This window comes from Citromicrobium bathyomarinum (assembly GCF_038594605.1).
GTDB classification, from domain to species: domain Bacteria; phylum Pseudomonadota; class Alphaproteobacteria; order Sphingomonadales; family Sphingomonadaceae; genus Alteriqipengyuania; species Alteriqipengyuania bathyomarina_B.
On sequence record NZ_JBCFZM010000001.1, the window covers coordinates 89,293 to 114,812 of the forward strand.

General features: G+C 63.7%; 23 protein-coding genes and 1 tRNA gene. 14 read left to right on the forward strand and 10 right to left on the reverse strand.

The genetic code is table 11. The features are described 5' to 3' along the window. Positions 1 to 64: 64 nt before the first annotated feature. Positions 65 to 1,303 carry a potassium/proton antiporter gene (locus AAG612_RS00470; protein ID WP_342506166.1) on the forward strand — a complete coding sequence of 413 codons (1,239 nt, stop codon included), beginning with the start codon at positions 65 to 67 and terminating at the stop codon, positions 1,301 to 1,303. Here the strand turns inward: AAG612_RS00470 and AAG612_RS00475 are convergent. From AAG612_RS00475 to AAG612_RS00495, 5 genes are all read right to left on the reverse strand, one after another. Next, the gene (locus tag AAG612_RS00475; RefSeq protein ID WP_342506168.1) at positions 1,300 to 1,965 is read right to left on the reverse strand and encodes an inner membrane-spanning protein YciB; all 666 of its coding nucleotides are present in this window, start codon (positions 1,963 to 1,965) and stop codon (positions 1,300 to 1,302) included. The genes AAG612_RS00470 and AAG612_RS00475 overlap by 4 nt on opposite strands. Before the next feature lie 95 nt (positions 1,966 to 2,060). Beyond that, complete coding sequence (gene ftsY, locus AAG612_RS00480) at positions 2,061 to 2,987, reverse strand: signal recognition particle-docking protein FtsY (RefSeq protein WP_342506169.1); 927 nt, start codon at positions 2,985 to 2,987, stop codon at positions 2,061 to 2,063. After that, positions 2,984 to 4,159, reverse strand: coding sequence for a MiaB/RimO family radical SAM methylthiotransferase (locus tag AAG612_RS00485; RefSeq protein ID WP_342506170.1), 1,176 nt, complete (start codon positions 4,157 to 4,159; stop codon positions 2,984 to 2,986). The genes ftsY and AAG612_RS00485 overlap by 4 nt, the downstream gene beginning before the upstream one ends. Further along, a complete protein-coding gene (dapF, locus tag AAG612_RS00490) occupies positions 4,156 to 4,968 on the reverse strand; it encodes a diaminopimelate epimerase (RefSeq protein ID WP_342506171.1) in 813 nt (270 codons plus the stop codon). The genes AAG612_RS00485 and dapF overlap by 4 nt, the downstream gene beginning before the upstream one ends. Before the next feature lie 52 nt (positions 4,969 to 5,020). Continuing rightward, the gene (locus tag AAG612_RS00495) at positions 5,021 to 6,703 is read right to left on the reverse strand and encodes a putative bifunctional diguanylate cyclase/phosphodiesterase (RefSeq protein ID WP_342506172.1); all 1,683 of its coding nucleotides are present in this window, start codon (positions 6,701 to 6,703) and stop codon (positions 5,021 to 5,023) included. A gap of 210 nt (positions 6,704 to 6,913) precedes the next feature. Between AAG612_RS00495 and AAG612_RS00500 the strand changes: the two genes are divergently transcribed. Then, positions 6,914 to 7,306, forward strand: a complete 393-nt coding sequence (locus AAG612_RS00500) for an EVE domain-containing protein (RefSeq protein WP_342506174.1) — start codon at positions 6,914 to 6,916, stop codon at positions 7,304 to 7,306. A gap of 143 nt (positions 7,307 to 7,449) precedes the next feature. Beyond that, positions 7,450 to 7,620 (forward strand): CsbD family protein, encoded by a 171-nt coding sequence (locus AAG612_RS00505; protein ID WP_342506176.1) that lies wholly within the window; start codon positions 7,450 to 7,452, stop codon positions 7,618 to 7,620. Between the two features lie 75 nt (positions 7,621 to 7,695). Here AAG612_RS00505 and AAG612_RS00510 read toward each other — a convergent pair whose 3' ends face one another. Next, positions 7,696 to 9,375, reverse strand: coding sequence for a thiamine pyrophosphate-dependent enzyme (locus AAG612_RS00510; RefSeq protein WP_342506178.1), 1,680 nt, complete (start codon positions 9,373 to 9,375; stop codon positions 7,696 to 7,698). 140 nt (positions 9,376 to 9,515) lie between these two features. Between AAG612_RS00510 and AAG612_RS00515 the strand changes: the two genes are divergently transcribed. After that, positions 9,516 to 9,707, forward strand: a complete 192-nt coding sequence (locus tag AAG612_RS00515) for a hypothetical protein (RefSeq protein WP_342506180.1) — start codon at positions 9,516 to 9,518, stop codon at positions 9,705 to 9,707. A 10-nt stretch (positions 9,708 to 9,717) separates the two neighbouring features. Here AAG612_RS00515 and AAG612_RS00520 read toward each other — a convergent pair whose 3' ends face one another. Next, positions 9,718 to 11,031: an MFS transporter gene (locus tag AAG612_RS00520; protein WP_342506183.1), complete on the reverse strand. Its 1,314-nt coding sequence runs from the start codon at positions 11,029 to 11,031 to the stop codon at positions 9,718 to 9,720. Positions 11,032 to 11,169: 138 nt separating this feature from the next. On the opposite strand from AAG612_RS00520, the gene pgsA reads away from it, so the two are divergent. Continuing rightward, the gene (gene pgsA / locus AAG612_RS00525; RefSeq protein ID WP_342506185.1) at positions 11,170 to 11,736 is read left to right on the forward strand and encodes a CDP-diacylglycerol--glycerol-3-phosphate 3-phosphatidyltransferase; all 567 of its coding nucleotides are present in this window, start codon (positions 11,170 to 11,172) and stop codon (positions 11,734 to 11,736) included. Positions 11,737 to 11,855: 119 nt separating this feature from the next. After that, positions 11,856 to 13,001 carry a GGDEF domain-containing protein gene (locus tag AAG612_RS00530; protein WP_342506187.1) on the forward strand — a complete coding sequence of 382 codons (1,146 nt, stop codon included), beginning with the start codon at positions 11,856 to 11,858 and terminating at the stop codon, positions 12,999 to 13,001. A 24-nt stretch (positions 13,002 to 13,025) separates the two neighbouring features. Here AAG612_RS00530 and AAG612_RS00535 read toward each other — a convergent pair whose 3' ends face one another. From AAG612_RS00535 to rnd, 3 genes are all read right to left on the reverse strand, one after another. Beyond that, positions 13,026 to 14,030, reverse strand: a complete 1,005-nt coding sequence (locus AAG612_RS00535; RefSeq protein ID WP_342506189.1) for a division plane positioning ATPase MipZ — start codon at positions 14,028 to 14,030, stop codon at positions 13,026 to 13,028. 139 nt (positions 14,031 to 14,169) lie between these two features. Further along, entirely contained in the window at positions 14,170 to 15,066 is an 897-nt protein-coding gene (locus tag AAG612_RS00540; protein ID WP_342506190.1) for a hydrogen peroxide-inducible genes activator, read from the reverse strand. A gap of 6 nt (positions 15,067 to 15,072) precedes the next feature. Next, positions 15,073 to 16,251 carry a ribonuclease D gene (rnd, locus tag AAG612_RS00545; protein ID WP_342506192.1) on the reverse strand — a complete coding sequence of 393 codons (1,179 nt, stop codon included), beginning with the start codon at positions 16,249 to 16,251 and terminating at the stop codon, positions 15,073 to 15,075. A 183-nt stretch (positions 16,252 to 16,434) separates the two neighbouring features. Here rnd and aspS point away from each other — a divergent pair, with 183 nt between their 5' ends. From aspS to uvrA, 8 genes are all read left to right on the forward strand, one after another. Then, positions 16,435 to 18,255, forward strand: coding sequence for an aspartate--tRNA ligase (aspS, locus tag AAG612_RS00550; protein ID WP_342506194.1), 1,821 nt, complete (start codon positions 16,435 to 16,437; stop codon positions 18,253 to 18,255). Positions 18,256 to 18,350: 95 nt separating this feature from the next. Continuing rightward, the gene (locus AAG612_RS00555; RefSeq protein ID WP_342506195.1) at positions 18,351 to 19,274 is read left to right on the forward strand and encodes a hypothetical protein; all 924 of its coding nucleotides are present in this window, start codon (positions 18,351 to 18,353) and stop codon (positions 19,272 to 19,274) included. Between the two features lie 155 nt (positions 19,275 to 19,429). After that, entirely contained in the window at positions 19,430 to 19,666 is a 237-nt protein-coding gene (locus AAG612_RS00560) for an acyl carrier protein (protein WP_010412439.1), read from the forward strand. Between the two features lie 92 nt (positions 19,667 to 19,758). After that, complete coding sequence (gene fabF, locus AAG612_RS00565) at positions 19,759 to 21,018, forward strand: beta-ketoacyl-ACP synthase II (RefSeq protein WP_342506202.1); 1,260 nt, start codon at positions 19,759 to 19,761, stop codon at positions 21,016 to 21,018. Beyond that, positions 21,018 to 21,980: an endolytic transglycosylase MltG gene (gene mltG / locus AAG612_RS00570; RefSeq protein ID WP_342506203.1), complete on the forward strand. Its 963-nt coding sequence runs from the start codon at positions 21,018 to 21,020 to the stop codon at positions 21,978 to 21,980. The genes fabF and mltG overlap by 1 nt, the downstream gene beginning before the upstream one ends. A 9-nt stretch (positions 21,981 to 21,989) precedes the next feature. Next, positions 21,990 to 22,511 carry a 2'-5' RNA ligase family protein gene (locus tag AAG612_RS00575; protein ID WP_342506204.1) on the forward strand — a complete coding sequence of 174 codons (522 nt, stop codon included), beginning with the start codon at positions 21,990 to 21,992 and terminating at the stop codon, positions 22,509 to 22,511. Positions 22,512 to 22,626: 115 nt separating this feature from the next. After that, positions 22,627 to 22,703: transfer RNA gene (locus tag AAG612_RS00580), tRNA-Met, on the forward strand. 541 nt (positions 22,704 to 23,244) lie between these two features. Next, positions 23,245 to 25,404 (forward strand): excinuclease ABC subunit UvrA, encoded by a 2,160-nt coding sequence (uvrA, locus tag AAG612_RS00585; RefSeq protein WP_425341821.1) that lies wholly within the window; start codon positions 23,245 to 23,247, stop codon positions 25,402 to 25,404. Positions 25,405 to 25,520 lie beyond the last annotated feature (116 nt).

Genomic DNA, 25,520 nt, shown 5'->3' on the forward strand with positions numbered 1-25,520 from the left:
GATCGCTCGAGCTTGAGACCAGTTTCCTCTTGTCACCTTGCCGGTCCTCGTATCACAGGGGCTGATGCTGAGCGTTAGCCCCGAAGTCGCCCTTCTGGTTCTGGGCATTCTTCTGCTCGCGACAGTCTTTGCGGGTTCATTGTCGAGCCGGTTCGGGCTTCCCGCCCTGATCGGATTCCTGTGCCTTGGCATGCTGGCCGGGGTCGATGGGCCAGGCGGCATCGCCTTCGATGATTACGTCCTGACCCAGGGCGTGGGGATCGCGTGCCTCATCTTCATCCTGTTTTCGGGCGGCATCGACACCGACTGGCGCGACGTGCGCCGCGTTGCCACGCCCGCGCTCGTGCTCGCCACCGGCGGCGTCATGATCAGCGCCGGGATCATGGCGGTCGCTGCGGTCCTGCTGCTGGGCTTCAGCCCGCTTCAGGGCTTCCTGCTCGGGGCGATCGTCGCCTCGACCGACGCAGCCGCGGTGTTCGCGATCCTGCGTTCCACCGGGCTCGACCTGCACGGCGACGTTCCCGCGCTGATCGAGGTCGAGTCAGGCTCGAACGATCCGATGGCGATCTTCCTCGTCGGGGCGGCGCTGATGTTCATCACCGTACCCGACTTCTCGCCCGTGTCGCTGGTGCCCCAGTTCCTCCTCCAGATGCTGTTGGGTGCGGCGATCGGCTTCGGGGCGGGCTACCTGCTGCCCGAAATCCTCAAACGCACGCAGTACCGGCACGGCGGCCTCGCCTTCGTGATCTCGATTGCGGCCGCGCTGATCGCCTATGGGCTGGCGTCGGTGCTGGGCGGCAACGGATTCCTCGCGGCCTATGTTGCAGGTCTGACCGCGGGCAACCGGGCGTACCGCGCGCGGACGATCGTCTCCACGTTTCAGGACGGACTGGCATGGCTCGCGCAGGTGGTCATGTTCCTGACGCTCGGCCTGCTGATCACACCTTCGAATCTGGCCGGGGTGATCGCTCCGGGCCTCGCCATCACATTCATCCTGATGTTCATCGCTCGCCCGGCAAGCGTGTTCGTATGCCTTGCGCCCTTCCGGCAGTTCGGCTGGCGGGCCAAGCTGTTCGTGTCATGGGCGGGCTTGCGCGGCGCGGTGCCGATCGTGCTCGCGACCTTCCCCATCGTCGCAGGCGTGCCCAGCGCCTTCACGATCTTCAACATCGTGTTCTTCGTCGTTCTGTTGTCGAGCGTGATCCAGGGCCCAACGATCAACTGGGTGGCGAACCGGCTGGGGCTGGTCGCCGATGCAGGCCAGGAGGGCGGTGTGCCGCCGGGCGCGGCACCTGAGGCCTAGGCCCCCGTCGGCGGCTCCTCGTCGGGCAGGCCTTCGTTCCTCTCCGGGTCCAGTCCGTGCTTCAGCAGCATCGGAATCTGCGTGAAGGTGAAGGCGAGGCTGAGGCCCATGAACACCCATAGCTTGGCCCACAGCCAGGATTCGAAGCTCAATGACATGCGCAGCGCCTCGTTCAGCACGGCGAGGAAGAGGAAGAAGAAGCCCCAGTTGCGCGACAGCTTGAGCCAGCCTTCCTGGCTCAGCCCCTCGAACGCGGCTTCCAGCAGCCAGCGCAGGAACGCCTGCCCGCGCAGCCAGCCGATCAGCAGGACGACGCCAAAGAAAGCGTAGAGCACGGTCGGCTTGACCTGCACGTAGAACGGATCGCGCAACAGGATCGTCATCCCCCCAAAGCCGACGATCAGCACGGTCGAGAGCATCAGCATCTTGGAAACGTGGCCAAGGATCAGCTTGCTCGCGATGACCGCCGCGATGGCGGCGACGATGAAGGCGCCGGTCGACTTGATTATCGCCAACAGCGTGCCCACCGAATCATCGCCACCGGGGCGGAATAGGTAGAACGACACGAGGAAGACGATCAGCGGGCCATAGTCGATCGCGACATTGAGCCAGCCGGATTTGGGCTTGGTGGGTTCGGTGGGTTGGGGGGTTTCTACAGCCATGCTTCCGTTCGTCCTGAGCCTGTCGAAGGGCGAACAAAACGCCCACGTTTGCGGTTCGACAGGCTCACCACGAACGGGAGGGAAAGTGCAAGAGCTTACGCTACTCCCGCGATGACCCGCGCCACCAGATCGGGGTCGAAAGGCCGCAGGTCGTCCATCTGTTCGCCGACCCCGATGGCGTGGATCGGCAGGCCATATTTCTGCGCCGCCGCGACCAGCACGCCGCCGCGCGCCGTGCCATCGAGCTTGGTCATGATAAGCCCGGTGACGCCCGCGACTTCCTTGAACACGTCGATCTGCGAAAGCGCGTTCTGGCCATTGGTCGCATCGAGCACCAGCACCACGTCGTGCGGCGCTTCGGGGTTCAACCGCCCGAGCACCTTCCTGATCTTCGCAAGCTCGTCCATCAGCTCGCGCTTGTTCTGCAACCGGCCTGCGGTGTCGACGATCAGCGCATCGGTGCCCTCGTCGGTGCCGCGCTTGACCGCGTCGAACACGATGCTCGCCGGATCGCCGCCCTCGGGCCCGCGCACCAGCGGCACGCCGACGCGGTCCGCCCAGGTCTGCAACTGGCCGATCGCCGCCGCGCGGAAGGTGTCGCCCGCCGCCAGCATCACCTCGTAATCGTCTTCCATGAAGAGGTGCGCGAGCTTGGCGATCGTGGTGGTCTTGCCGCTGCCATTGACGCCGATCACCAGGATTACCTGCGGGCGCGGGAAAGCGGTGACTTCCAGCGGCTTGGCCACCGGGCGCAGGATGGCGGCGATTTCCTCCGCCACCGCTTCGCGCAGCTGGCGTTCGGTAATCTCGGCACCGAAGCGCTGTTCGCGCAGCGCCGCGCGCACGCGGCCTGCGGCTTCGGGGCCGAGGTCCGACATGATCAGCGCATCCTCGATCTCGTCGAGCGTGGCATCGTCGAGCCTGGTGTTGCCTACCGGCGCGATGTTTTCGGACAGGCGGTCCGAGGTCTTGCGAAAGCCGCCGAGCAGGCGGTCGCTCCAGCTGGAGGGCGCATCGCTCATGCGAGCATTCCTTCGATGATCCGGGTGGGGCGGATGGTGACGATCTGGCCCGGCCGCGTGCCCTCGGGCAGCGCGACACGAGCGAAGTGCGGCGTGTAGCCGCTGCCGTCCTTTTCCGCGAGCACTTCGTATTCGTGGCCGAGCAGGCTTTTGAGCCATGTGTCGCGCGTCTGACGGACTGCAGCGCGTAGCTCTGCGGCGCGGGCCTTGATCGTGGCCCGGTCGAGCTGCGGCATGCGCGCGGCGGGCGTGCCCTCGCGCGGCGAGTAGGGGAAGATGTGACCGTGCACGATCCCGCATTCGGCGACAATCGAAAGGTTGTCCGCGTGGTGCGAGGCCGTTTCGGTTGGGAAGCCCGCGATGAGGTCGGCCCCGATGGCGATTTCGGGCCGGTGCGTCTTCAGCCGCGTTACCAGCTCCACCGCATCGCCGCGCCGATGCCTCCGCTTCATCCGCTTGAGGATCAGGTCGCTGCCATGCTGGAGCGACAGGTGCAGGTGCGGCATCACGCGCGGCTCGTGCGCGACAAGCTCGAACAGTTGCTCGTCGATCTCGATTCCGTCGACCGAGGAGAGCCGCAGGCGCGGCAATTGCGGAAAGGCATCGAGGATCGCGCCCACCAGCACGCCGAGGCCGGGCTCGCCCGGAAGGTCGTGGCCCCAGCTGGTCAGATCGACGCCGGTCAACACCACCTCCAGCGCGCCGTCCGCGAGCTCGCGTTCGATGGTGCGCAGCACGGCAGCGATGGGGTCCGAGCGGCTGGTGCCGCGCCCCTGCGGGATAATGCAGAAAGTGCAGGCGTGGTCGCAGCCGTTCTGGACGCCGATAAAGGCGCGCGTGCCGCGCCGTGTGCGCGGCTGTGCAGGCTCGGGCAGGTTCCAGCTGCGCGCATCGAGCTTGGCTTCGTTGGCGACGAACCCGTCCACCTCCGCCATGGCACCCAGCGCCTCGCGCTCGGTCTCCGCCGCGCAGCCAGTCACCAGCAGCCGCGCCTCGGGATGCGCCTTGCGCGCGCGCCGGATCGCCTGGCGCGTATGGCGCACCGCCTCGCGCGTGACCGAGCAGGAATTGATCACCACCAGCCCGGACTCGCCCTCGACCAGCGCGGAGAGCCGCTCGCTCTCAGCATGGTTGAGACGACAGCCAAGCGAAATGACGCGCGCGTCGCTCACGAGAAGTCGTCCAGATCGAAAGTCCCGCGATAGCTTTCCTGCGCAGGGCCCGCCATGTGGAGGCCGCCGCCTTCGTCGTGGCGGATGATCAATGTGCCGCCGGGCAGTGTGACCGAGACCTGCGCATCGACCAGCCCCCGCCGGTACGCGACTGCGGCAGTGGCGCAGGCGCCGGTGCCACAGGCGAGGGTAAGGCCCGCACCGCGTTCCCACACGCGCAAGACGATCGCCTCGCGCGAGACGATTTGCGCGACATTCACATTGATCCGATCGGGAAACATCGGGTCATGTTCGATCTCCGGCCCCAGCCGGTCGAGCGGCACGTCCGCCACATCGTTGTCGACGAAGAATACCACATGCGGATTGCCGACATTCACCGCGCCGGGCCGTTCGAGCATGTCCCAGCCCACCGGCATATCGCGCGTGTCCATCGCGTAGGCGAGCGGGATGTCTGGCCATTCGAACCGGGGCTGGCCCATCGCGACTTCGGCCTGCCCGTCACCCGGTCGCACGGCGATCAGGCCGCCGGCGGTTTCGACTTGCGCGGGCTTGCCATGCAGCACCGCAACCGCGCGGCTTGCATTGCCGCAGGCCCCCACCTCGCCGCCATCGGCATTGTGGATCCGCATTGCGAAATCGGCTGCGTCGGACGGGGCCAGTACGATCAGCTGGTCGAAGCCGATCCCGCGATGGCGGTCCGCCAGCGCGCGTATCTGCGCTTCCGAAAGGCGCGGCAATTCGGCTCCGCGCCCGTCGAGGATCACGAAATCATTGCCGAGGCCATGCATCTTGATGAAGGAGAGCCGCATTGCCCGCTGCATTTATGGTGGGGGCGGGCTCGCGTAAAGGTAAAGCGGGGCCTCAGGCGGACTTGCGCTGTTCGGGCTCGTTCGCGGGCGGGACTACGGCTGGCTGGGTGTTTTCGGCCAGCATGTTCAGCTCGCCCAGGCGCTTGAGCACTGCGGCTGCATCTTCCGGCCTGCCGTAGAGATAGCCCTGGCCTTTCATCTCGCCCATCTGGCGCAAGGTGGCGAGGATCGACTCGTCCTCGACCCCTTCGGCCGTCACGGGAATATGCAAGTTCTGGCCGAGCGAGACGAGCGTGCTGACGATATGATCCTGCTGTTCGCGCTCCGCGTCGGAGCCGTGCGCAGCCTCGGCAACCTTGCGCAGTTCGCCGACGAAGCTGCGGTCGATCTTGACCCGGTCGAAGGGAAGGCTGCGCAGCTGGGTCAGCGAGGAAAAGCCGGTCCCGAAATCGTCGAGGCTGACGCGCACGCCCAGATTCTTGAGGCTGACGATCATCGCCTGAACAGCGACGAGGTTTTCCTGCAGGCAGCTCTCCGAGATTTCCACGTCGAGGCGGTGGGCTGGAAACTGGCTGGCCATCAGCATCTTGAGCAGTTTTTGCGGGAACCACGGATCGCGAAGCTGGATTGGCGAGATATTGACCGAGAGCGACAGGCTGGGGTCCCAGCTTTGCGCATCGCTCAAGGCGCGACGGATCAGCATTTCGGACAAGGGGCCGATCAGGCCACAGCTTTCCGCAACCGGAATGAATATCTCCGGGCTGACGGTGCCCAGCTCTGCCGATTCCCAGCGGGCCAGCATCTCGAAGCCGACCAACTGGCCCGTTTCGAGATCGATCTGCTGTTCGTAATGGGGCGAAAACTCACCGCGATCGAGCCCGCCGCGGATGGCGACCTCCATTTCGCGGCGTATCCGCGCCTCGTCCTCCATCGCCTTTACGAACCAGCAATAGCGGTTCCGCCCCTCCTTCTTCGCCTGGTACATGGCGAGGTCAGCGCGGTGCATCAGCTTGCGCGCCGCGCCTTCTGTATTGTCCAGCTCGGGATCGGTCTCCTGGAAGGCGATTCCGGCTGAAATCGTGACCTCGATCGGTCCGGTCTCGGTATCGATCGGCTGGGCGACATGCGCCACCATGCGGTTTGCCCACTCTTCGACCGGAGCCATGTCCTCTGTATCGATCGGCAGGACGATGGCGAACTCGTCTCCACCCAGCCGGGCCACGCTCGCCGTTTCCGGCGCAACTTCCCTGAGACGTTCGGCAATGCCGAGCAGCAATTCGTCGCCCGCCTGGTGGCCGTAGCTGTCGTTGATCGCTTTGAACCCATCGAGGTCGATCATCACGAATCCGACCGAGCAATGGCCCTCGTCGGTCGAGACGAGCGCTTCCATCAGCCTCTCGACCGCGCAGCGGCGATTGTAGCAGCCGGTCAGCGGATCGGTCTGCGAAAGGTGGCGGGCCGCTTCCTCGGCGGCGCGTCGCTGGGCGATTTCCCGATTGAGATCGACATAGCGGCGCCAGCCGAAGATGATGAGCGCGATGTTGAGAAGGAGGGCGTTGACCAGCGCGGTGTCGGGCGGAGCGACATTGGCGTCGAGGAAACTGCGCGCGACCTGAGGCATCACCGTGCCGCCAATGCCGACGAACATGATGATCGCTGCGGTCGCGATGCCCAGCATCACGACGTCGCGTTGCGCCTTTTCGAGGCGAGCCGGTCTTTCTGTCTTGTCCCCCATGAGGCGTTTCTATCGTCTTCCCGTTGAGCTTGCCGGATGCGACTCTTCGCCCTGTCTGCCAGCGGATACTGAAAATAGGGTAAATCAGACCAATCGGGTTCGCGATTTAATGCCCTGGCGTGCCACATACCCGGCACGCCTCGCGCCATCGCGCGTTCGATCGAGGCAACCCATTCTGGAACGGAGAGCAACGCCTTGCGCTATTGGCTGATGAAATCGGAACCCGATGTTTACGGGTGGGACGATCTGGAGAAAGACGGCAGCGGCGTGTGGGACGGCGTGCGCAACCACCAGGCGAAGAACAATCTCGCCGCGATGGAGGTGGGCGATCAGGCTTTTTTCTATCACTCGAACATCGGGCGCGAGATCGTCGGCATCGTCGAGATCGTCGAGGCCAGGATGACCGATCCGACCGACGAAACGGGAAAATGGGCTGCGGTGCGGGTCGAGCCGCGCACCAGGCTGCCCAATGTGGTGACTCTGAAAGAGATCAAGGCTGAGCCGCAGCTATCGGAGATGCAGCTGGTCAAGCTGTCGCGCCTCTCGGTGTGCGAAGTGATGCCGCAGGAATGGTCGGTGATCATGGCGATGGCAGGGGTCTAGCCCCCTGGGGCCGCGATCTATCGCTGGTCGCAAGCGGCACTCGTCTTGGCGCAATGTTGCGCAATAAGTGGAACGTAAATGCCTGTATCGTCGTTTCTTTTACACATCGGCGCTGATGCCGACGCATGAAATGGAGAAGCGAAATGGGTGAACTCAAGAGCAAGATCGAAGGCAACGTCAACGAAGCGATCGGCGAAGCCAAGCAGAAGTCGAACGATCCCGAAACGCGCGCCGAAGGCCGTGGTCAGGAAGTCAAGGGCAAGGCCCAGCAGACCAAGGGTGAAGTCGAAGGCGCGCTCGGCGACGACGTCTGATCGATCCGCAGAACGAGAAGAAAGGGGCGGTGCCGGTTCGGCGCCGCCCTTTTCTTTTGTGCGGTTTGTTCCGAATCAGGCCTTCGCGCGCAGTCCGCTGACCGTCACGCCGCTTGCCGCGAGCTGCTCGATATCGATCCGGGTATGGATCAGCCGCAGCCCCGTTCGACCCTTCGCCGCGACCAGTGCATCCCTGAATTCCTGCGTCGTGTCGGCCGTCGCGGTCCAGGCGCCGAAGCTGGCGCCCAATGCCGCAAAGTCCGGGTTGGCGAGCTTCGTCGCGGACACGCGGGTTGGAAATTCGCGCTCCTGATGCATGCGGATCGTGCCGTAACCGCTATTGTCGATCACGATCGCGATCAGGTCGCATCCGGCCTGCGCCGCGCTCGCCAGTTCCTGTCCGTTCATCAGGAAGTCGCCGTCGCCCGCCACCGCGACCACCATCCGCTCGGGATACCGCTTTGCCGCGGCCACCGCGGCGGGCACGCCATAGCCCATCGCCCCGCAGGTCGGCGCCAGCTGACTCGGGTAGCCTGCATAGCGCCAGTAACGATGCCACCAGCCTGCAAAATTGCCCGCCCCGTTGCAGATGATCGTATCAGCGGGCAGCGTCTCGCCCATGAATTGCACACAGGCCGCGAGATCGAGCGGGTAGGTGTCGCTCGGCGTCGCAGTCGCCCATGCTGACCACTCGTCGTGCGCCTGTGCACCGGCGTCGAAAGAGATTGGATCTTCGCCCGCCCACAGCGCCGCGCTCTCGGCGAATTCGTCCATGCTTGCACAGATCGAGAGGTCCGCGGGGTAGACGCTGCCCGGTTCCTCCGGATCGGGGTGGATGTGGATCAGGGTGCGATCCTTCTCGATCAGCGGCGGTACACGGTAGCCATCGGTGGTGGCCTCGCCCAATCGCGCACCGACCACGAGCAGCAGGTCCGCCGCCTTCACCCGCTCGACCAGCTTGGGGTTGGGGCCGTAGCCCAGATTGCCTGCATAGACGGGCGAGGCGGGCGATATCGCGTCCTGTCGCCGGAACGCTGTCGCCACCGGCAGGCCAAGCCGTTCGGCGAAGAGCTGGAAATACTCGCGCGCCTTGGCATTCCAGCCCGCTCCGCCGATGATCGCGAGCGGCGCGGCCGAGTCCTCGATCAGTGCCATCATCGCCTGCATCGCATCGGGGCAGGGCGCCTGCGCCGGACGCGCGACGGCGGGGCGCGGCACTGCGCTCGTCTCGTCGTAGAGCATGTCTTCGGGCAGCGCGAGAACCACCGGGCCGGGCCTGCCAGAGATCGCGGTGGCATAGGCGCGTGCGACATATTCAGGAATGCGATCCGCTCGGTCGATCCGCGCCGCCCACTTGCAAATGGGTGCGAAGAAGGCGGGGAAGTCGATCTCCTGAAAGCCTTCGCGGTCGCGCATGTCGCGCGCCACATCGCCGATAAACAGAATCATCGGCTGGCTGTCCTGATGGGCGACATGCACGCCGATGCTGGCGTTCGTAGCACCGGGGCCGCGCGTGACGAAGGCGACTCCGGGCGTCTGTGTGCCCGAAGCGCTCATGGCGCCATCGGCGCAGGCCATGAACGCAGCACCGCCTTCCTGCCGACAGGTGACCACATCAATGTCCGCGCGGTCCACCAGCGCGTCGAGCACGGGCAGGAAACTCTCTCCCGGAACGGTGAAGATGCGATCGCAGCCCTGGCCTGCAAGGCAATCGACGAGCAGGCGCGCGGCCTGCGGAGTGGTGCTGTGTGACATGGCAATGGCCCTATAGCGCATGTGACTGCCGGGCAATCGGGTGGCGACGTTAAGGCTATTCGGGCCGGTCTGTCCCACCCGCGGACGCCGCGGTCAGCGGCGCTCGTCAATCGTTACCAAATCGTTAAGCCTCGCTTCCCATGAGACGATCCCTTGTCCTTACCGATGAAGCAGCCCGCCACCCGTTTCGCGCATCGCTGATGGTTCGGCCCGACCTCAGGCGCGACCGGATGCTCCGCAACACGCGCTGGTCGTGGGCCAGGAACGACTGGATGGGCTTCCTCGGTGCCTATGTGGTCTGCCTGGTCGGGGCGCTCGCCTTCATCTTCTAGGAGCAGCCTGTCAGGCTTGATAGACGCTCGGAAGGTGCTCTTCGCGGTACAGGCGCCGCGCGATCAGGCTGGTGACGACGCACAGGGCCACCCCGGCCAGCAATTGTTCGGCAATCGTGATGCCGATCCACGTCATCGTCAGTGCCAGTGCAGCCCCGCCGACCATGCAGAGCGAACTGATCATATTGGTCGCCGCGATGGTCCGCGATGCCTTGTCCCCCGATACGCGGGTGGTGAGAAAGGCGTAGAGCGGGACGACGAAGACCCCGCCGGCGATCGAGATGAGCAGCAAGATGCCCATCAGCACCCATGCGAGCGGGTAGGCGAGGAATTCCGGCACGGTCAGCAGGTCGCCCGTGAAATCGTCCGGCCACTGGCGCACGAAAAAGTAGAACAGCACGACGAAGAATCCCATCGTCACCACGGCCGCCGGGGCATAGCGGGCCGAAACCTCGCCTTTGAGCAGATGGTTGATGATGACCGATCCGATTGCAATGCCGATCGAGAACATTACGATGAACAAGGTCGCGACTTCCTTGCTGGCGTAAATCACGTTCTTGGCCAGCGGCGGGAACTGGATGAACAGGATGGCGCCGATCGTCCAGAACACGCTGATCGAGATGGTCGCGAGGTAGATCACCCGATCCTTGCGCACGAAGCGGACGAGCGCGAGGGACGAACGGGCGATGTTCCAGTCGATCCGCTCCACCTTGCCCATGGCGGGTGCGGGCGGGATCCGGCGGCTGCTGGCATAGCCGACTACGGCGGTAACGAGGATCAGCACCATGGCCGCCTCCACCGGGATCCACCCGGCGAGGATCGTGCCGACGAGAATCGCGACATAGGTCCCCGCTTCGACCAGGCCGGTGCCGGCCAGCACCTCGTGCCTGGGCAGATGCTGGGGCAGGATCGAATATTTGATCGGGCCGAGAAAGGTCGACTGCAAGCCGGCGAGAAAGAGCGCGAACAGCATCAGCGGTATCGCGACGGTATGTACCAACAAGCCCTGCCACGCGAGGAACAGGCCGACAGCGCCCAGGCTCATCAAGCCGATCTCGCACAGCTTTACCGCGCGGATGATCCGGGCCTTGTCGCGCATGTCGGCCAGCTGGCCCGCGATGGCGGAAACAAGGATGAAGGGCGCGATGAACAGGGCGGATGCGATGGCGCTGAACCGGGTTTCCGCCTCCGGGTCGTTGTAGACCGCGTAGACCACGAAGAGCACCATCGCGGTCTTGTAGAGATTGTCGTTGAAGGCGTTGAGCAACTGAGTGCAAAACAGCGGCAGGAAGCGCCGCCGTCGCAGCAATCTCAGCGTCGTCATAGATTTACTCCGGTGCGCATGCTTGGCGCCGATGCCTTTTGCGTTAGAACAGGCACTTCGCATGCGCAAACCCTGTTCGCAAACGGGTCGCGCGGCTTTTTCTCGGACCTTGCATGGCCTAGGCGCATTGATGACCGAATGCTGACACTTCCGAATATCCTCACCCTGTCCCGCATCTTCGCGGTTCCGCTGCTCGTGCTGTTCCTGTGGTGGCCCGAATGGCAGCTCGGCTATGCGCTCGCGTTGGTGCTGTACTGCGCGGCGGCGATTACCGACTATTTCGACGGCATGCTGGCCCGTTCGGCGGGCACGGTCTCCAAGCTGGGCCAGTTTCTCGACCCGATCGCGGACAAGATCATGGTCGCCGCGGTGATCCTGATCCTGACGGCCAAGGGCGGGCTCACCGGGCCGATCGCGGGCGACGTGCACGTGGTTGCAGGGCTGATCATTCTGATGCGCGAGATCATCGTCTCGGGCCTGCGAGAATTCCTGGGTGGCATCCAGGTATCCGTCCCCGTCAGCCGGCTCGCCAAGTGGAAGACGACGCTGCAGATGATCGCGCTGGGCCTGCTGATCCTTGCGGGGACCCTGCCCGAGATAGAGCCGATCCGCTGGTTCGGGCTTGCCTCGTTGTGGGTGGCCGCGATTCTGACATGCGTGACAGGGTACGATTACTTGCGTGTCGGCCTTCGCCACATGGATTAACGGACAAGTAGCGCCGGGTCGATTTCTTTCGATAATGTCGCCAGAGGCTTAGGCAGGCGAAAGTAAATTTTCTTCGCGCCTTTAGCAGTGAATAAAGAATTCACGGCCTATTGAGCGGCATGGCGACGCAACCGGTTCATATCGAACAAGCAAACGCAGGCACGATCCTGCACCGTATCGGCCTATTCGGACACCGACCTGCCGGCGAACCCGAAGCGCACGAGAGCGCTCCTGCAGCTTCGACGAAAGCAGAGCGCCGGGCGCGACGACGCCTCGCCAACGATATTCGCAATTTTCTGCTCGATCACGATCTCGAGATAACCCCGGCCAGTCTGGCCTCGGCCCACGAGGTCTGCTCGGGCCTCAACCCGGCGCTCAATCGCGCGGTCGATGAGCGCAAGCTGGAATGCATGCCCCTGACGGCGCAATGGCTTGCAGAGGTTTCGGCCGATTCTTCGGGAGGGGGCGATCGGGCGGTGAAGGATCTCGCCAAGAAGCTGGAGAGCGGGATCGAGCAATTGTCGCGGGCGACGAAGAACGTGCGGCTTGCGACGACCGAATACGGCGACGAGCTTGAGCGCAGGGTCGACGATCTCTCGGGCCCGCTCGATCAGGACCAGATGATCGCGGGTCTCGCGGATTTTGCCAAGGCGATGCTCGCTCGATCGCGCCAAACCGAAGAGGAATTGCGCAAGAGCGAACTCGAAACCGCGAGATTGCGCGAAAACCTAGACCGGGCGCGCCGCGATGCGGAGGTCGATTATCTCACCGGGCTGCCCAATCGCCGCGCCTTCGAAGCCGTGCTGAACGCCGAATATGGTGAGGGGCGGACTTCGGGTGAGCCGCTCTGCGTCGCATTTTGCGATATTGACCGGTTCAAGGCGATCAACGACACCCATGGTCATGAAGCGGGCGACCGGATCATCCGGGTCGTCGCGCAGACACTTGCGACCATTTGCCGCGAGGATTGCTACATCGCCCGTCACGGCGGCGAAGAATTCGCCATGTTGTTCCGCGGCCTCGGCCGTGCTGATGCGCTGGCGCGGCTCGATGCGGCTCGCGAGGAACTAGCGCAGCGCCGCATGATCAATCGCCGGACCGACAAGCCGTTCGGGATCGTCACCTTCTCGGGCGGTATTGCCGACGTATCCAGCTTTGCCGACCCGCGCGATGCGCTGGCGGCTGCGGACGAAGCGCTTTATCGGGCAAAAGAAGGCGGCCGCAACAGAATCCTGATTGCCGAAGATCATGCGCAGGCGGCCTGACTTCCGCTTGCGAGCGCCCGCTATCTAAATCGACGCGTTGAGCGCGGCGCGGAAATTCTCCCGCGTCTGCTTGAGCACGCGCGCAGCCGGGCGCTGCGCTGCCGACGCGCGCACACGCGGCTCCACCTGCAAGCCGAGGTCGGCGATCAAGGCCGCGATCTCGCTCCGGCTGGATGCCTGGGGCTGGGTCATGCCCGGGATCAGATCGAGATCGAGATGGGTCAGCCCGAACTGGAAAAGCTCTCGGAAGGCCACCCGCTCGCTCAACCCTTGTCCGATGCGAAAGTCGTGCGCGACAGAGAGGCGTTCGAGCGCTTGATCGACCCTGCCGATATGCCGCTTTTCGGCCGAACGCACACGGTTCTTGACCACGACCCAATCGGTCCGCCCAAGCTGGTGAGCGAGCTTTTCCCGGCGCAGGTCCGAAACGGTCTGGCCGAAGCATCCAGCGCTCTCGGGAATACCGCTGACCGGGTTGAGCCGGCCCAACAACTCCAGGTCGAGAAACGAAGCATTGATCGGCGTGATGAGCGTATCGGCCAGGGCAACCACCCGGCGGAAAATCGGCGAATCCGCGCCAGCCGCATCGAGGACCACGAAATCCGCATCGCCGCCGAGCCGATTGATTGTCTGGTAAAGCGAGGCCGTGCTGGGCTGATCGAGAACCGCGTATTGCGCGCAGGGCAGCGCAATGCCGAGGTTGCTTGCGGTGCCTCCTCGATAGGTCAACCCGCGCTCGAGAGTGCGTTGGCGTCGGTCGAGATCGATCGCGACGACTTTCCTGCCTGCATGGGCGAGGGCTACGGTGACGTGAAAAGCCAGGGTCGATTTGCCGACGCCGCCCTTTTCGTTCGCGAAAGTGATGATGTGGGGATGAAGGCGCGGTCGAGAAACGATTTCCGTGACGATGTTGCGCGGTACCTCATCTTCGAAGGCACGGGGGGCAATGGTCGAGCGCGCACCCCCTCGATTATCCGGACTGTTCCCCGTCAAAACGATTCCCCAAGCTTGTTTCGCACGGTCGATCATCTACTGATCGATGTGCATCTCGCACCAAGCTGGCCACCGGTCCGTACCGCAGCCATATGGGGGTTTGACACAGAAACCCGCCCTTTGTCTCGGGTTTTCTCGTAAAAACCGACAGTGATCTATGGATCCGTTGAGGCAATCAGCCTGTGCGTAACTCGTCCGCGAGGAGGTCGAAGTCGGTCGCCCGTGGCGAGTTCTTTCGCCAGATCAATGCAATATCCCGGGTCGCAGCGGGGGAGTCGAGCGGCCGCGCGATCACGCTGGTGCCGTTCAGAATTCCCGCGTCGAGCGCCATTTCGGGCAGCATGGTTACGCCAAGGCCATTATCGACCATCTGGACCAGCGTATGGAGCGAAGTGCCGATCATACTGGTGGCGCCGCGCAATTCGGGCCGGTTGCACGCGGCCAGCGCATGCTCCTTCAGGCAGTGCCCGTCTTCCAAGAGCAACAGGCGGCCGTCTTCGATCATCGCGGGGCGGATTTCCTCGGGCAGCTCGCGCGGTTCGTCGCCTGGATAGGCGACAAAGAAGCGGTCCTTGCCGATGATCGCCTGCTCTACTTCGCCCGTGGGGAAGGGAAGGGCGAGCAGCACGCAATCGACCCGACCGTGATGGAGCGATTCCACCGCGTCGCTGCTGGTTTCCTCGCGCAGGAACAATTCGAGCTCGGGCCGCTCCTTGCGCAGGCGGGGGAGGATGCGCGGTAGCAGGAAGGGCGCGATGGTCGGGATTACGCTCATCCGCAACTTACCGGTTAGCGGCTGGCCCGCCGCGCGCACGAGGTCCGACAGGTCTTCGGCTTGCCGTAGCAAGGCATGCGCCTTCTCCACGACCTGCTGGCCGAGCGGGGTGAAGCGGACAACGCGGCGGCTGCGCTCCACCAGAGTCACGTCCAGCAGGGTCTCAAGCTCGCGGATACCCGCGGAAAGCGTTGATTGCGACACGAAGCTCGCCTCCGCGGCGCGGCCGAAATGGCCATGCTCGTGCAGCGCGACGAGATATTGCAGCTGTCGGATCGTGGGTAGGTAGGTCGACATCGGGGCCTACCCTTCCACCTCATCGTCAATATGGGTCATCTTGAGCTTACCCTTCTCGACCGCGAAGGCGAGCTTGCCTTCGACGAGATCGAGCGCATCCTTGCCAAACACTTCGCGGCGCCAGCCGTCGAGAATCGGCAGGTCCCGCACTCCGGCGGCCAGCTGTTCCAGTTCGCCCGAGCGGGTAAGCAGGCGGGGGGCAACGTCGATTTCTCTCGCGCGAATCTTGAGCAGCAGCTTGAGCAGGTCGGCGACCAGCGCGCCTTCCTTGCCCAGCGGCGCACCGCGACTGGTGCGTGCGGGCATTTCGTCTGCGGGTAGCGGATCGGCATTTTCGATGACGCCCATCAGGCGATTGCCGATTTCGTTATCCTTCCAGGCATTCGAGAGGCCGCGAACCTTGGCGAGGTCGGCCTGTTTCTTGGGCGGATGGGAGGCTACGTCGGCCAGCGTCTCGTCACGCATGATCCGCCCGCGCGGGATGTTCTTGTGCTGCGCTTCGCCCTCGCGCCATGCGGCCAGCGCCTTCAGCCGCCCGAGCACCTGCGGATTGCGGCCCTGCGCACGGATGCGCTTCCACGCCTTGTCGGGCTCGATCGCGTAGTTTTCCGGATCGGCCAGCTTGTCCATCTCGGCATTGAGCCACATGCCGCGATCAGTCTTGATCAGCTTTTTCAGTATTCGGGGGAATATCTTGGCGAGGTAGGTCACGTCGCCGATTGCGTATTCCAGTTGACGGTCGGTCAGCGGGCGGCGGCTCCAATCGGTGAAGCGTGCACCCTTGTCGATCGTCTTGTCGAGCCAATGCTCCACCAGATTGGCGTAACCGATCTGTTCGGACTGGCTGATCGCCATCATCGCGATCTGGGTGTCGAAGATCGGGTGCGGGGTCTTGCCGGTGAGGTTGTAGAAGATCTCCACATCCTGGCTGCCTGCGTGAAAGATCTTCAGGACGTCCTCGTTCTCGGTCAGCAGGTCGAGCAGCGGTTTCAGGTCGATCCCGTCGGCCAGCGGGTCGATTGCCGCAGCCTCGTTCTCGTCGCCGATCTGGATCAGGCAGAGTTCGGGCCAATAGGTGTTTTCCCGCATGAACTCGGTATCCACGCACACAAAGTCGTTCTGGCCCAACCTTTCGCACAGGTCTGCCAGCGCATCGGTGGTGGTAATCAGGTCGTGGATTTTCATATTTCAGTCGTTCTCCAGCCGGGCGGAGTACCGCCCTCGGGGTCGCAAAACCCCTCCGTCAGGCGTGCACCCGGCTTGACAAAACCGGGCCTATCGCCTGTTAGCGCGCAAGCTTTCAGGGTTTTCGCCGTCGAGCTTCGGCCATGCCCCTAGCGCCTAATCCCCGAACCGGAAAGTTCCACGATGCACGCCTATCGCACTCATAACTGCGCACAGCTCCGCGAAAGCCATGTCGGCGATACCGTTCGCCTGTCTGGCTGGGTCCACCGCAAACGCGATCATGGCGGCGTCCTGTTCATCGACTTGCGCGACCATTACGGGATCACCCAGATCGTTGCGGACGAGGATAGCGAGGCTTTGGGCCTGCTCGATTCGCTCAAGTCCGAAAGCGTCATCACCATCGACGGCGTCGTGAAGGCGCGCTCGCAGGAAACCCGCAACGCGAACCTGCCGACCGGCGATATCGAGGTCTTCGCGAAGTCCGCCACCGTGCAGTCGATGGCCGAGGAACTGCCGCTGCCGGTCGCGGGCGAGCAGGAATATCCTGAGGACATTCGCCTCAAGTACCGCTTCGTCGATCTGCGGCGCGAACGGGTTCACGCCAACATCATGCTGCGCAACCGCGTGATAACTTCGCTGCGCAAACGCATGATCGACCAGGGTTTTTCCGAATTCCAGACGCCGATCCTCGGCGCATCCTCGCCCGAAGGCGCGCGCGACTATCTGGTGCCCAGCCGTCTGCACCCGGGCCGCTTCTATGCGCTCCCGCAGGCACCGCAGATGTTCAAGCAACTGCTGATGGTCGCCGGGTTCGACCGCTACTTCCAGATCGCGCCGTGCTTCCGCGACGAAGACCTGCGCGCCGATCGCAGCCCCGAGTTCTACCAGCTCGACTTCGAAATGAGCTTCGTAACGCAGGAAGACGTCTTCCAGGCGATCGAGCCGGTGCTGGCAGGCGTGTTCGAGGAATTCTCGGGCGGCAAGAGCGTGACGCCCGCGGGCGAATTCCCGCGCATTCCCTATGCCGAGGCAATGCTCAAGTACGGCAGCGACAAGCCGGACCTGCGCAACCCGATCATCATCACCGACGTCACGCACCATTTCGAAAAGTCTGGCTTCGGCATTTTCGAGAAGATCGTCGGCGGTGGCGGCATCGTGCGCGCGATCCCTGCGCCGAACACCAACGAGAAGAGCCGCAAGTTCTTCGACGAGATGAACGACTGGGCGCGGCGCGAAGGCTATTCGGGCCTTGGCTACGTCACCCGCAAGGGTGGCGAGTTCGGCGGGCCGATCGCCAAGAACCACGGGCCCGAGGAAATGGCCAAACTCTACGACGAGCTGGGCCTTGGCGAAAACGACGGCCTGTTCTTCGCGGCTGGCAAGCCGAAGGAAGTCGAGAAGCTGGCCGGTGCCGCACGCACGCGCGTGGGCGAGCAGCTCGAGCTGATCGAGCAGGGCTGCTTCAAGTTCTGCTGGATCGTCGACTTCCCGATGTTCGAGTATGACGAGGAACTGAAGCGCGTCGATTTCAGCCACAACCCCTTCTCGATGCCGCAGGGCGAGATGGAGGCGCTGGAAACCCAGGACCCGCTCGACATCAAGGCGTGGCAGTACGACATCGTGTGCAACGGCTACGAACTCAGCTCAGGCGCGATCCGGAACCATCGTCCGGACATCATGTACAAGGCGTTCGAAGTTGCTGGCTATTCGAAGGCCGACGTCGAGGAGAATTTCGGCGGGATGCTCGAAGCGTTCAAGCTTGGCGCACCGCCGCATGGCGGCTCCGCACCGGGGATCGACCGGATCGTGATGCTGCTGGCCGACGAGCCCAACATCCGCGAAGTTATTGCTTTCCCGATGAACCAGCGCGCGCAGGATCTGATGATGGGCGCTCCCAGCATCGTCAGCCCCAAGCAGCTGCGCGAACTTTCGATCCGCACGGTCGAGCAGCCGAAACCGGATAGCCCCGAGGCGACCCGCGTCGACCGCGCAGGCGACGCCTGATCGCCAAGGACTGCTGAACGGCCGCCCCGGCGGTCGCTCATCCTCGTGACAGGTTCGCCGTGCATGATCTGTGCGAGCAACAGGGAGCGAGGACGATGCTGAAGCAGATCTTGACGGGTTCGATTGCCGCGATGCTGTTGGGCGGCGCGAATGCGCAGGCCGAAACACTCAGGGTCGAAACCATCTATCCGGCCGCAAGCGATGAGGCCGCAGCCGTTCGAACCATCGCGATCGATCGCTTCGCGGGGCGCGAGGGCAGCGACTTCGCCAATCGGATCGAAGACCGGCTGCTGGATGCGGCGATCGACGGTCAGCCCTATTTTACGCTGCTCCACCGCTCCCAGGCAGGCAAAGCCGATGCGATACTCGGTGGCGGGGCGCGGGTGCGCGTTACCGAAACCGAATTCTCCCAGCAGCGCAAGATTTGCGTGGAAGAAGACGAAGATGGAGACTGCGTCCGCCGCGAAAAGGTGGACCTCGCGTGCGTGCGGCTGGCTATCGACGTGCGGCCACGCGCCAATCTGAGATCCGCCGAGGGCCATATTCTGTGGTCCGAACGGCTCTCACGCAGCGAGGTGTTGAGTTACTGCCCCGGTTACGATGACGAGCCGCTTATCGCGCCCGCCGTCGATCTGGCACTGGCCGGTGCAGCCGACGACGTGAGGCGTGCGCTCGCGCCAGTCCAGGCGATCGAGGATATCCGGATCATGGAGCGCCGCAAGGGGATGCCGCGCGACGCGTCGAAGGCGTTCCGCGACGCGATCCGACTGACCAAGCAGGACGAGCGCGGGGCTTGCGAAGCATTCGCTGCGCTGGAGCCGGCCATCGGCGCGCACCCCTCGCTACTGTTCAACCTCGGCCTGTGTGCGGAGCAGGTCGGCGATTTCGCGACTGCCGAGCAGTATTACGGGCAGGCTCTGGCAGACAAGACGTCCGATGACGAGGCGCAGGCCGGTCTGCGGCGGATCGGTTTGTACCTTGCTGCCGAAAGCCAACTGGAAAGCCGTGAGCCCCAGTAGGCACGCACTGCCTCGGGCAGGGGGTGGTGGCGCGTTTGGCCCCGGTGGTCGACAGGCTTTGTGATGCTGCGCGGCCTACACCCCTTGCGCAGGATCAAGCGCTTGGATAGGGCGTTCGTGATTAGCAACAGCAAGATGTCGAGAGGGCATAGGTAATGAGCGATACTGCCGACCGCGTACAGAAGATTGTCGTCGAGCACCTGGGTGTGGAAGCCGACAAGGTCACGCAGGATGCGAGCTTCATCGACGATCTGGGCGCGGACAGCCTCGACATCGTCGAACTGGTGATGGCTTTCGAAGAAGAATTCGGTGTGGAAATCCCCGACGATGCGGCTGAGAAGATCAGCACCGTGGGCGATGCCACCAAGTATATCGAAGAGCACAAGGGCTGAGCCCATTGCGTTCTTGCGGGGGCCCGCGCCGCCGCCATTTGCAGGCCCGACCCGGTTAGCGGGCCGGGCCTGTGCTGTTTTTGGAGAAGAATATGCGCCGCGTCGTTGTTACCGGTCTTGGCCTCGTCACCCCGCTGGGGGGCGATGTCGAAACCACTTGGGAAAACCTCATTGCTGGCAAGAGCGGGGCGGGGCCGATCACCCGCTTCGATGCGTCCAACCAGAAGGCGACCATCGCCTGCGAGGTGAAGGGCAAGGATCACGAGTGGGGCTTCGATCCCGACAAGCGCGTCGACACCAAGATCCAGCGCCAAGTCGATCCCTTCATCGTTTACGGCCTCGATGCGGCCGGGCAGGCGATCGAGGATGCCGGCCTAACCGAGATGGATCAGGCGACCAAGGAGCGCACCGGCGTTTCGATCGGCGCAGGGATCGGCGGCCTGCCGGGGATCGAATATGAATCGGTCAACCTGCACGAGCGCGGACCGGGCCGGGTCAGTCCGCACTTCGTCCACGGGCGCATTATCAACCTCATCAGCGGGCAGGTTTCGATCCGTTATGGCCTGATGGGCCCCAACCATGCCGTGGTCACCGCCTGTTCCACCGGTGCGCACTCGATCGGCGATGCGGCGCGCATGATTCGCGACGACGATGCGGACATCATGCTGGCGGGAGGCTCGGAGTCGACCATCAACCCGCTCGGCATCGCCGGCTTCGCGCAGGCCCGCGCGCTCAACACCGGTTATAACGACCGACCCGAGCAGGCGAGCCGTCCCTATGATCGCAATCGCGAAGGCTTCGTGCTGGGCGAGGGCGCGGGGGTGGTCGTGCTGGAAGAGTACGAGCACGCTAAGGCGCGCGGCGCGAAAATCTACGCCGAAGTCGTCGGCTACGGCCTGTCGGGCGATGCCTATCACGTCACGGCTCCGCATCCGGAAGGCAAGGGCGCCGAACTCTCCATGCGGATGGCGCTGCGCAAGGCGGGGCTCGAACCTTCCGATATCGACTACATCAACGCCCACGGCACCTCGACCATGGCCGACACGATCGAACTCGCGGCGGCCAAGCGCGTGTTCGGCGACGATCTTGGCGGCGCTTCGATGAGCAGCACCAAGTCGGCGATCGGGCATCTCCTCGGCGGTGCGGGGGCAGTGGAGAGCATCTTCTGCATCCTCGCCATTCGCGACCAGATAGTCCCGCCCACGCTCAACCTCGACGATCCGGACGAGGGCACCGAAGGCGTCGACCTGGTGCCGCACACCGCGAAGAAGCGCGAAGTGAAGGCCGTTCTTAACAACAGCTTCGGCTTCGGCGGCACCAATGCCAGCCTCGTGATGAAGAAACCCGACTGATGCTTCGCGCGCTCGCCGCATTGGTGTTGATCGTCACTGCGGTTGCGGGCGGTTGGTTCACGTGGGGCTGGTACGGCCCCGGTCCGAGCGAGGATGACACATCGTTCATCGTCCGCTCGGGCTCGACGCTCACCTCGGTTGCGGGCCAGCTTCGCGAAGAGGGGCTGATCGCCAACCAGCAGGCATTCCTGCTGCGGGCGAAGGTGCTGGGCAGCGGCGATCCGATCAAGGCGGGCGAGTTTCTGCTGGAAGGCGGCTCCAGCCCGGCGGCGATCCTCGACACGCTGCAGCATGGCGAGGTGATCCGGCGGTTCGTCACGATCCCCGAAGGCATGCCCTCGATCCTCGTCTTCGAAACGCTGATGGCCGAAGACCTGCTGACCGGGGAAATCCCCGTTCCCAAGGAAGGCAGCGTACTGCCCGACACCTACGATTTCGAGCGGGGGGAGGAGCGCTCGGCGGTGCTCGCTCGCATGCAGGCGGCGATGCGCAACTACCTTGCCGAGGCCTGGCCCAAGCGTGCGAAGGATATCGCGGTCGACAATATCCAAGACGCGGTGACGCTCGCCTCGATCGTCGAGAAGGAAACCGGCGTGGCGCGCGAACGCCGGATGGTCGCGGGGCTCTATTCGAACCGGGTCAAGGAGGGCATGCTGCTGCAGGCCGACCCGACGATCATTTATCCGATCACGAAGGGCAAGCCGCTGGGGCGGCGCATCCGCCAGTCGGAAATCGCGGCGGTCAACGGGTACAACACCTATACGCGCGTGGGCCTACCAACCGGGCCGATCACGAACCCCGGGCGCGAGGCGATTGCGGCGGTGCTGAACCCGGCAGAGACCGAAGCGCTGTTCATGGTCGCCGACGGCACCGGTGGGCACGAGTTCGCGGAGACGCTGGAAGAGCACAACGCCAACGTCGCCGAATGGTACCGGCTGCGCCGCGAACGCGGAGAGATGTAGCACCGGCTCATGGGCGACCAGCCACTGATCCTGACCGCCCAGTTGCCCGATGGGTTGCAAGGTTGGGCGACCGCCCTACGCACCGCGCATTTCCCGCCCGAGCGCAATTACCTTGCGGCCCACGTAACGCTGTTCCACGCGCTGCCCGGTTTCTGCGAAGCCGAGGTCGTCCAGCAAGTCCGCCAACTCGCCAAGGAGTTCGCGCCGGTCGAGGCGCGGATCGTCGGGATCATGTCACTCGGCGGCGGGACCGCCATCCGGCTGGAGAGCGAGGGCATCCTGCGCCTGCGCGCGATGCTGGCCGAACATTTTCACGGCCTGCTGACCGATCAGGACGCAGGCGGCAAGCGGCTCCACATCACGGTCCAGAACAAGGTCTCCAAGAACGAAGCGAAGGCCCTGCAGGCTGAATTGGCCCCGCTGGTCGCAGAACGCCCTTTCGCCTTCCGCGGGCTCGGCATCCACCGCTACGAAGGCGGTCCCTGGACGCAGGTGGACGACGTGAATTTCAGGGGCAGGGCGCGCGCCTGATATCGTTGGAAACGGTGGTGCTTGACCGCCGTGCGCCTGCACCCTAAGAGCGCCGCCTGTCGTCGAGCTAACCGCTCCGGCAGGCCTCATGCCGTATGTGGTATGGCGACATTGGGGCGGAGTAGCTCAGGTGGTTAGAGCAGCGGAATCATAATCCGCGTGTCGGGGGTTCGAGTCCCTCCTCCGCTACCAATTCTGTGCCGGGTGCACAGATATTCTCTCGTTATCGATGACACATCGTCCCAAGCCTGTTCGGCTGTGGATCAACCGGGCGTTGTGGCCGTTCAGCATAGAGCGCCTGCATCTTTGTGGGTTTCGCTTCCGGCGTTTCGCGCCGCTGGACTGACAACTTGGTAAGGATAGAAAAATCGGGTCAGCTCAAAGCCGCAAGGGCACTTCAGGTTCCGAGAATTGTGTGAAGGTCCGTGGTGCGCGCGTTCACAATCTGAAAAACATCGACGTCGACGTGCCGCGCGATGCGCTGGTCGTCTTCACAGGCATTTCCGGGTCTGGAAAGTCATCGCTCGCGTTCTCGACGCTCTTCGCGGAATCGCAGCGGCGCTATCTCGATTCCGTATCGCCCTATGCGCGGCGTTTGATCGACCAGGTGGGCGAACCCGATGTCGATAGGATCGACGGGCTTCCCCCCGCCGTGGCGCTCCAGCAGCAACGCGGAGCGCCCTCCACAAGATCATCCGTCGGCAGCGTCACGACGATCTCCAACGGATTGCGGATGCTCTACTCGCGCGCCGGGCGATACCCCGATGGGCAAACGATCCTTTATGCGAATTCCTTTTCTCCGAACACGCCCGAAGGCGCGTGTCCGCGCTGCCACGGCATCGGACGGGTGTTCGAAGCGACCGAGAAGCTCCTCGTTCCGGACGATAGCAAGACGATCAGGGATGGGGCCATCGCAGCCTGGCCTCCTGCTTGGCAAGGGAAGAACCTGAGCCGCATCCTGACCACCCTTGGCCATGATATCGACACCCCGTGGAAAGACCTTCCCCGCGCGGACCGGGACTGGATATTGTTCACCGACGAGACGCCGAAGGTGCCGGTCTATCCGGGTTTCGACGTGAGCCAGGTGAAAGAGGCAATCAAACGAGATCAATCGCCCAGCTATATGGGCACCTTCGCCAGTGCGAAGCGATACGTCGAGCATTCGTTTGCGACTACGCAGAGCCAGCTGACGAAGAAGCGTGTGGCCCGGTTCATGCAGATATCGCAATGTCCCGAATGCGGCGGCAAGAAGCTGAAAAAAGAGTCGCTATCGGTCACCTTTGGCGGTCTGGATATTGCCGAATTGTCCCAGCTGACCTTGTCCGGACTGGCCGAACGCCTGCGCGGCGAGACGGCGACGGAAGCCGACGCTTCGCACCCCGAGAAGGCGATCGTGGCGCAGCGCATCGTCGGCGATATTCTGGCCCGCGTCGAGGCGCTGACAAGGCTGGGGCTGGGCTACCTCTCTCTTGAGCGGAGCACGCCGACGCTCTCTCCGGGTGAAATGCAGCGCTTGCGGCTCGCAACGCAGATTCGCTCCCAATTGTTCGGCGTGGTCTATGTCCTCGATGAGCCATCAGCCGGACTGCACCCGTCGGATACGCAGGCTTTGCTAAATGCATTGGATGAGCTCAAAGGTGCCGGTAACTCACTGTTCGTGGTGGAACACGATGTGAGTGTCATCAACCACGCCGACTGGATTGTCGATATCGGCCCCGCTGCGGGCACGGGCGGCGGCGAAGTGGTTTACTCCGGACCGGTCGACGGATTGCGCGAGGTCAGCCGGTCGCAAACCGGCAAACACCTTTTTGCTGCTGCCTCGGCCGCGCAGCGCACTCTGCGAGAGCCGACCGGCTGGCTGAAGCTGGAACAGATCGAGCGCAACAATTTGCGGGGCCTGGATGTCGCACTTCCGTTCGGGGTGCTTACCACGGTTACCGGCGTTTCGGGTTCGGGCAAATCGAGCCTGATCAGCCAGGCACTTGTCGAGCTGGTGACAGAAGCGCTGGGGCAAAAGCCTGTTGCGGAACCCGCCACTCCCGAAATCGACCTGATGGATGGCGATCCGGAAACGCCTACAGGTGGCAGAATCGCGGACGGAACAGCCATGATCAAACGCCTGGTAACCGTCGATCAGAAGCCCATCGGGCGCACCCCGCGGTCCAATCTGGCGACTTACACGGGTCTGTTCGATCATGTGCGCAAGCTGTTCGCCGCCACGCCCGAGGCAAAGGACAGGGGTTACGGGGTCGGCCGGTTTTCCTTCAATGTGGTGAAGGGCCGATGCCCGAACTGCGAAGGCGCCGGGTTTGTGAGTGTCGAACTGCTATTCCTGCCGAGCGTCTACACGCCATGCCCAGAATGCAACGGGCAGCGCTACAATCCCGAAACACTGGAAATCACCTATCGCGGCAGGAATATTGCCGAGGTGCTGGACCTGACCGTCGCCAAGGCGCACGATTTCTTCGCCGACGAGCCCCCGATCCAGCGAGCTTTGGAAGCCTTGCTCGAGGTTGGTCTTGGCTATCTCCGTCTGGGCCAGCCGGCAACCGAGCTTTCAGGTGGCGAGGCGCAGCGGATCAAGCTCGCCACCGAACTGCAGCGCGCTCAGCGAGACGACACGCTCTACATTCTCGACGAGCCCACAGCAGGCCTGCACCCGTCGGATGTTGCGATGTTGCTGGTGCAACTCAACCGGTTGGTCGACGCGGGCAACACAGTCATCGTGGTTGAGCATAACATGCGGGTTGCCGAACAGAGCGACTGGCTGATCGACATGGGCCCCGGCGCTGGCGATCAAGGCGGTGCCATCGTCGCTCAAGGACAGCCGACTGCCGTCGCAAAAACGGAAGCAAGCCAGACGGCGCGCTTCTTGTTTCCGCAGCGCGAATGAACACTGGAGAAGGGTTATCGTGATGCATGTGCGTGCGGCATCGCGGTTCGGCCTTGCGCCGGGGATGTGGAGAAGTCCCGTAGCCATGTTCGGGGGTCCCCAGCTAGCGTTTAAGG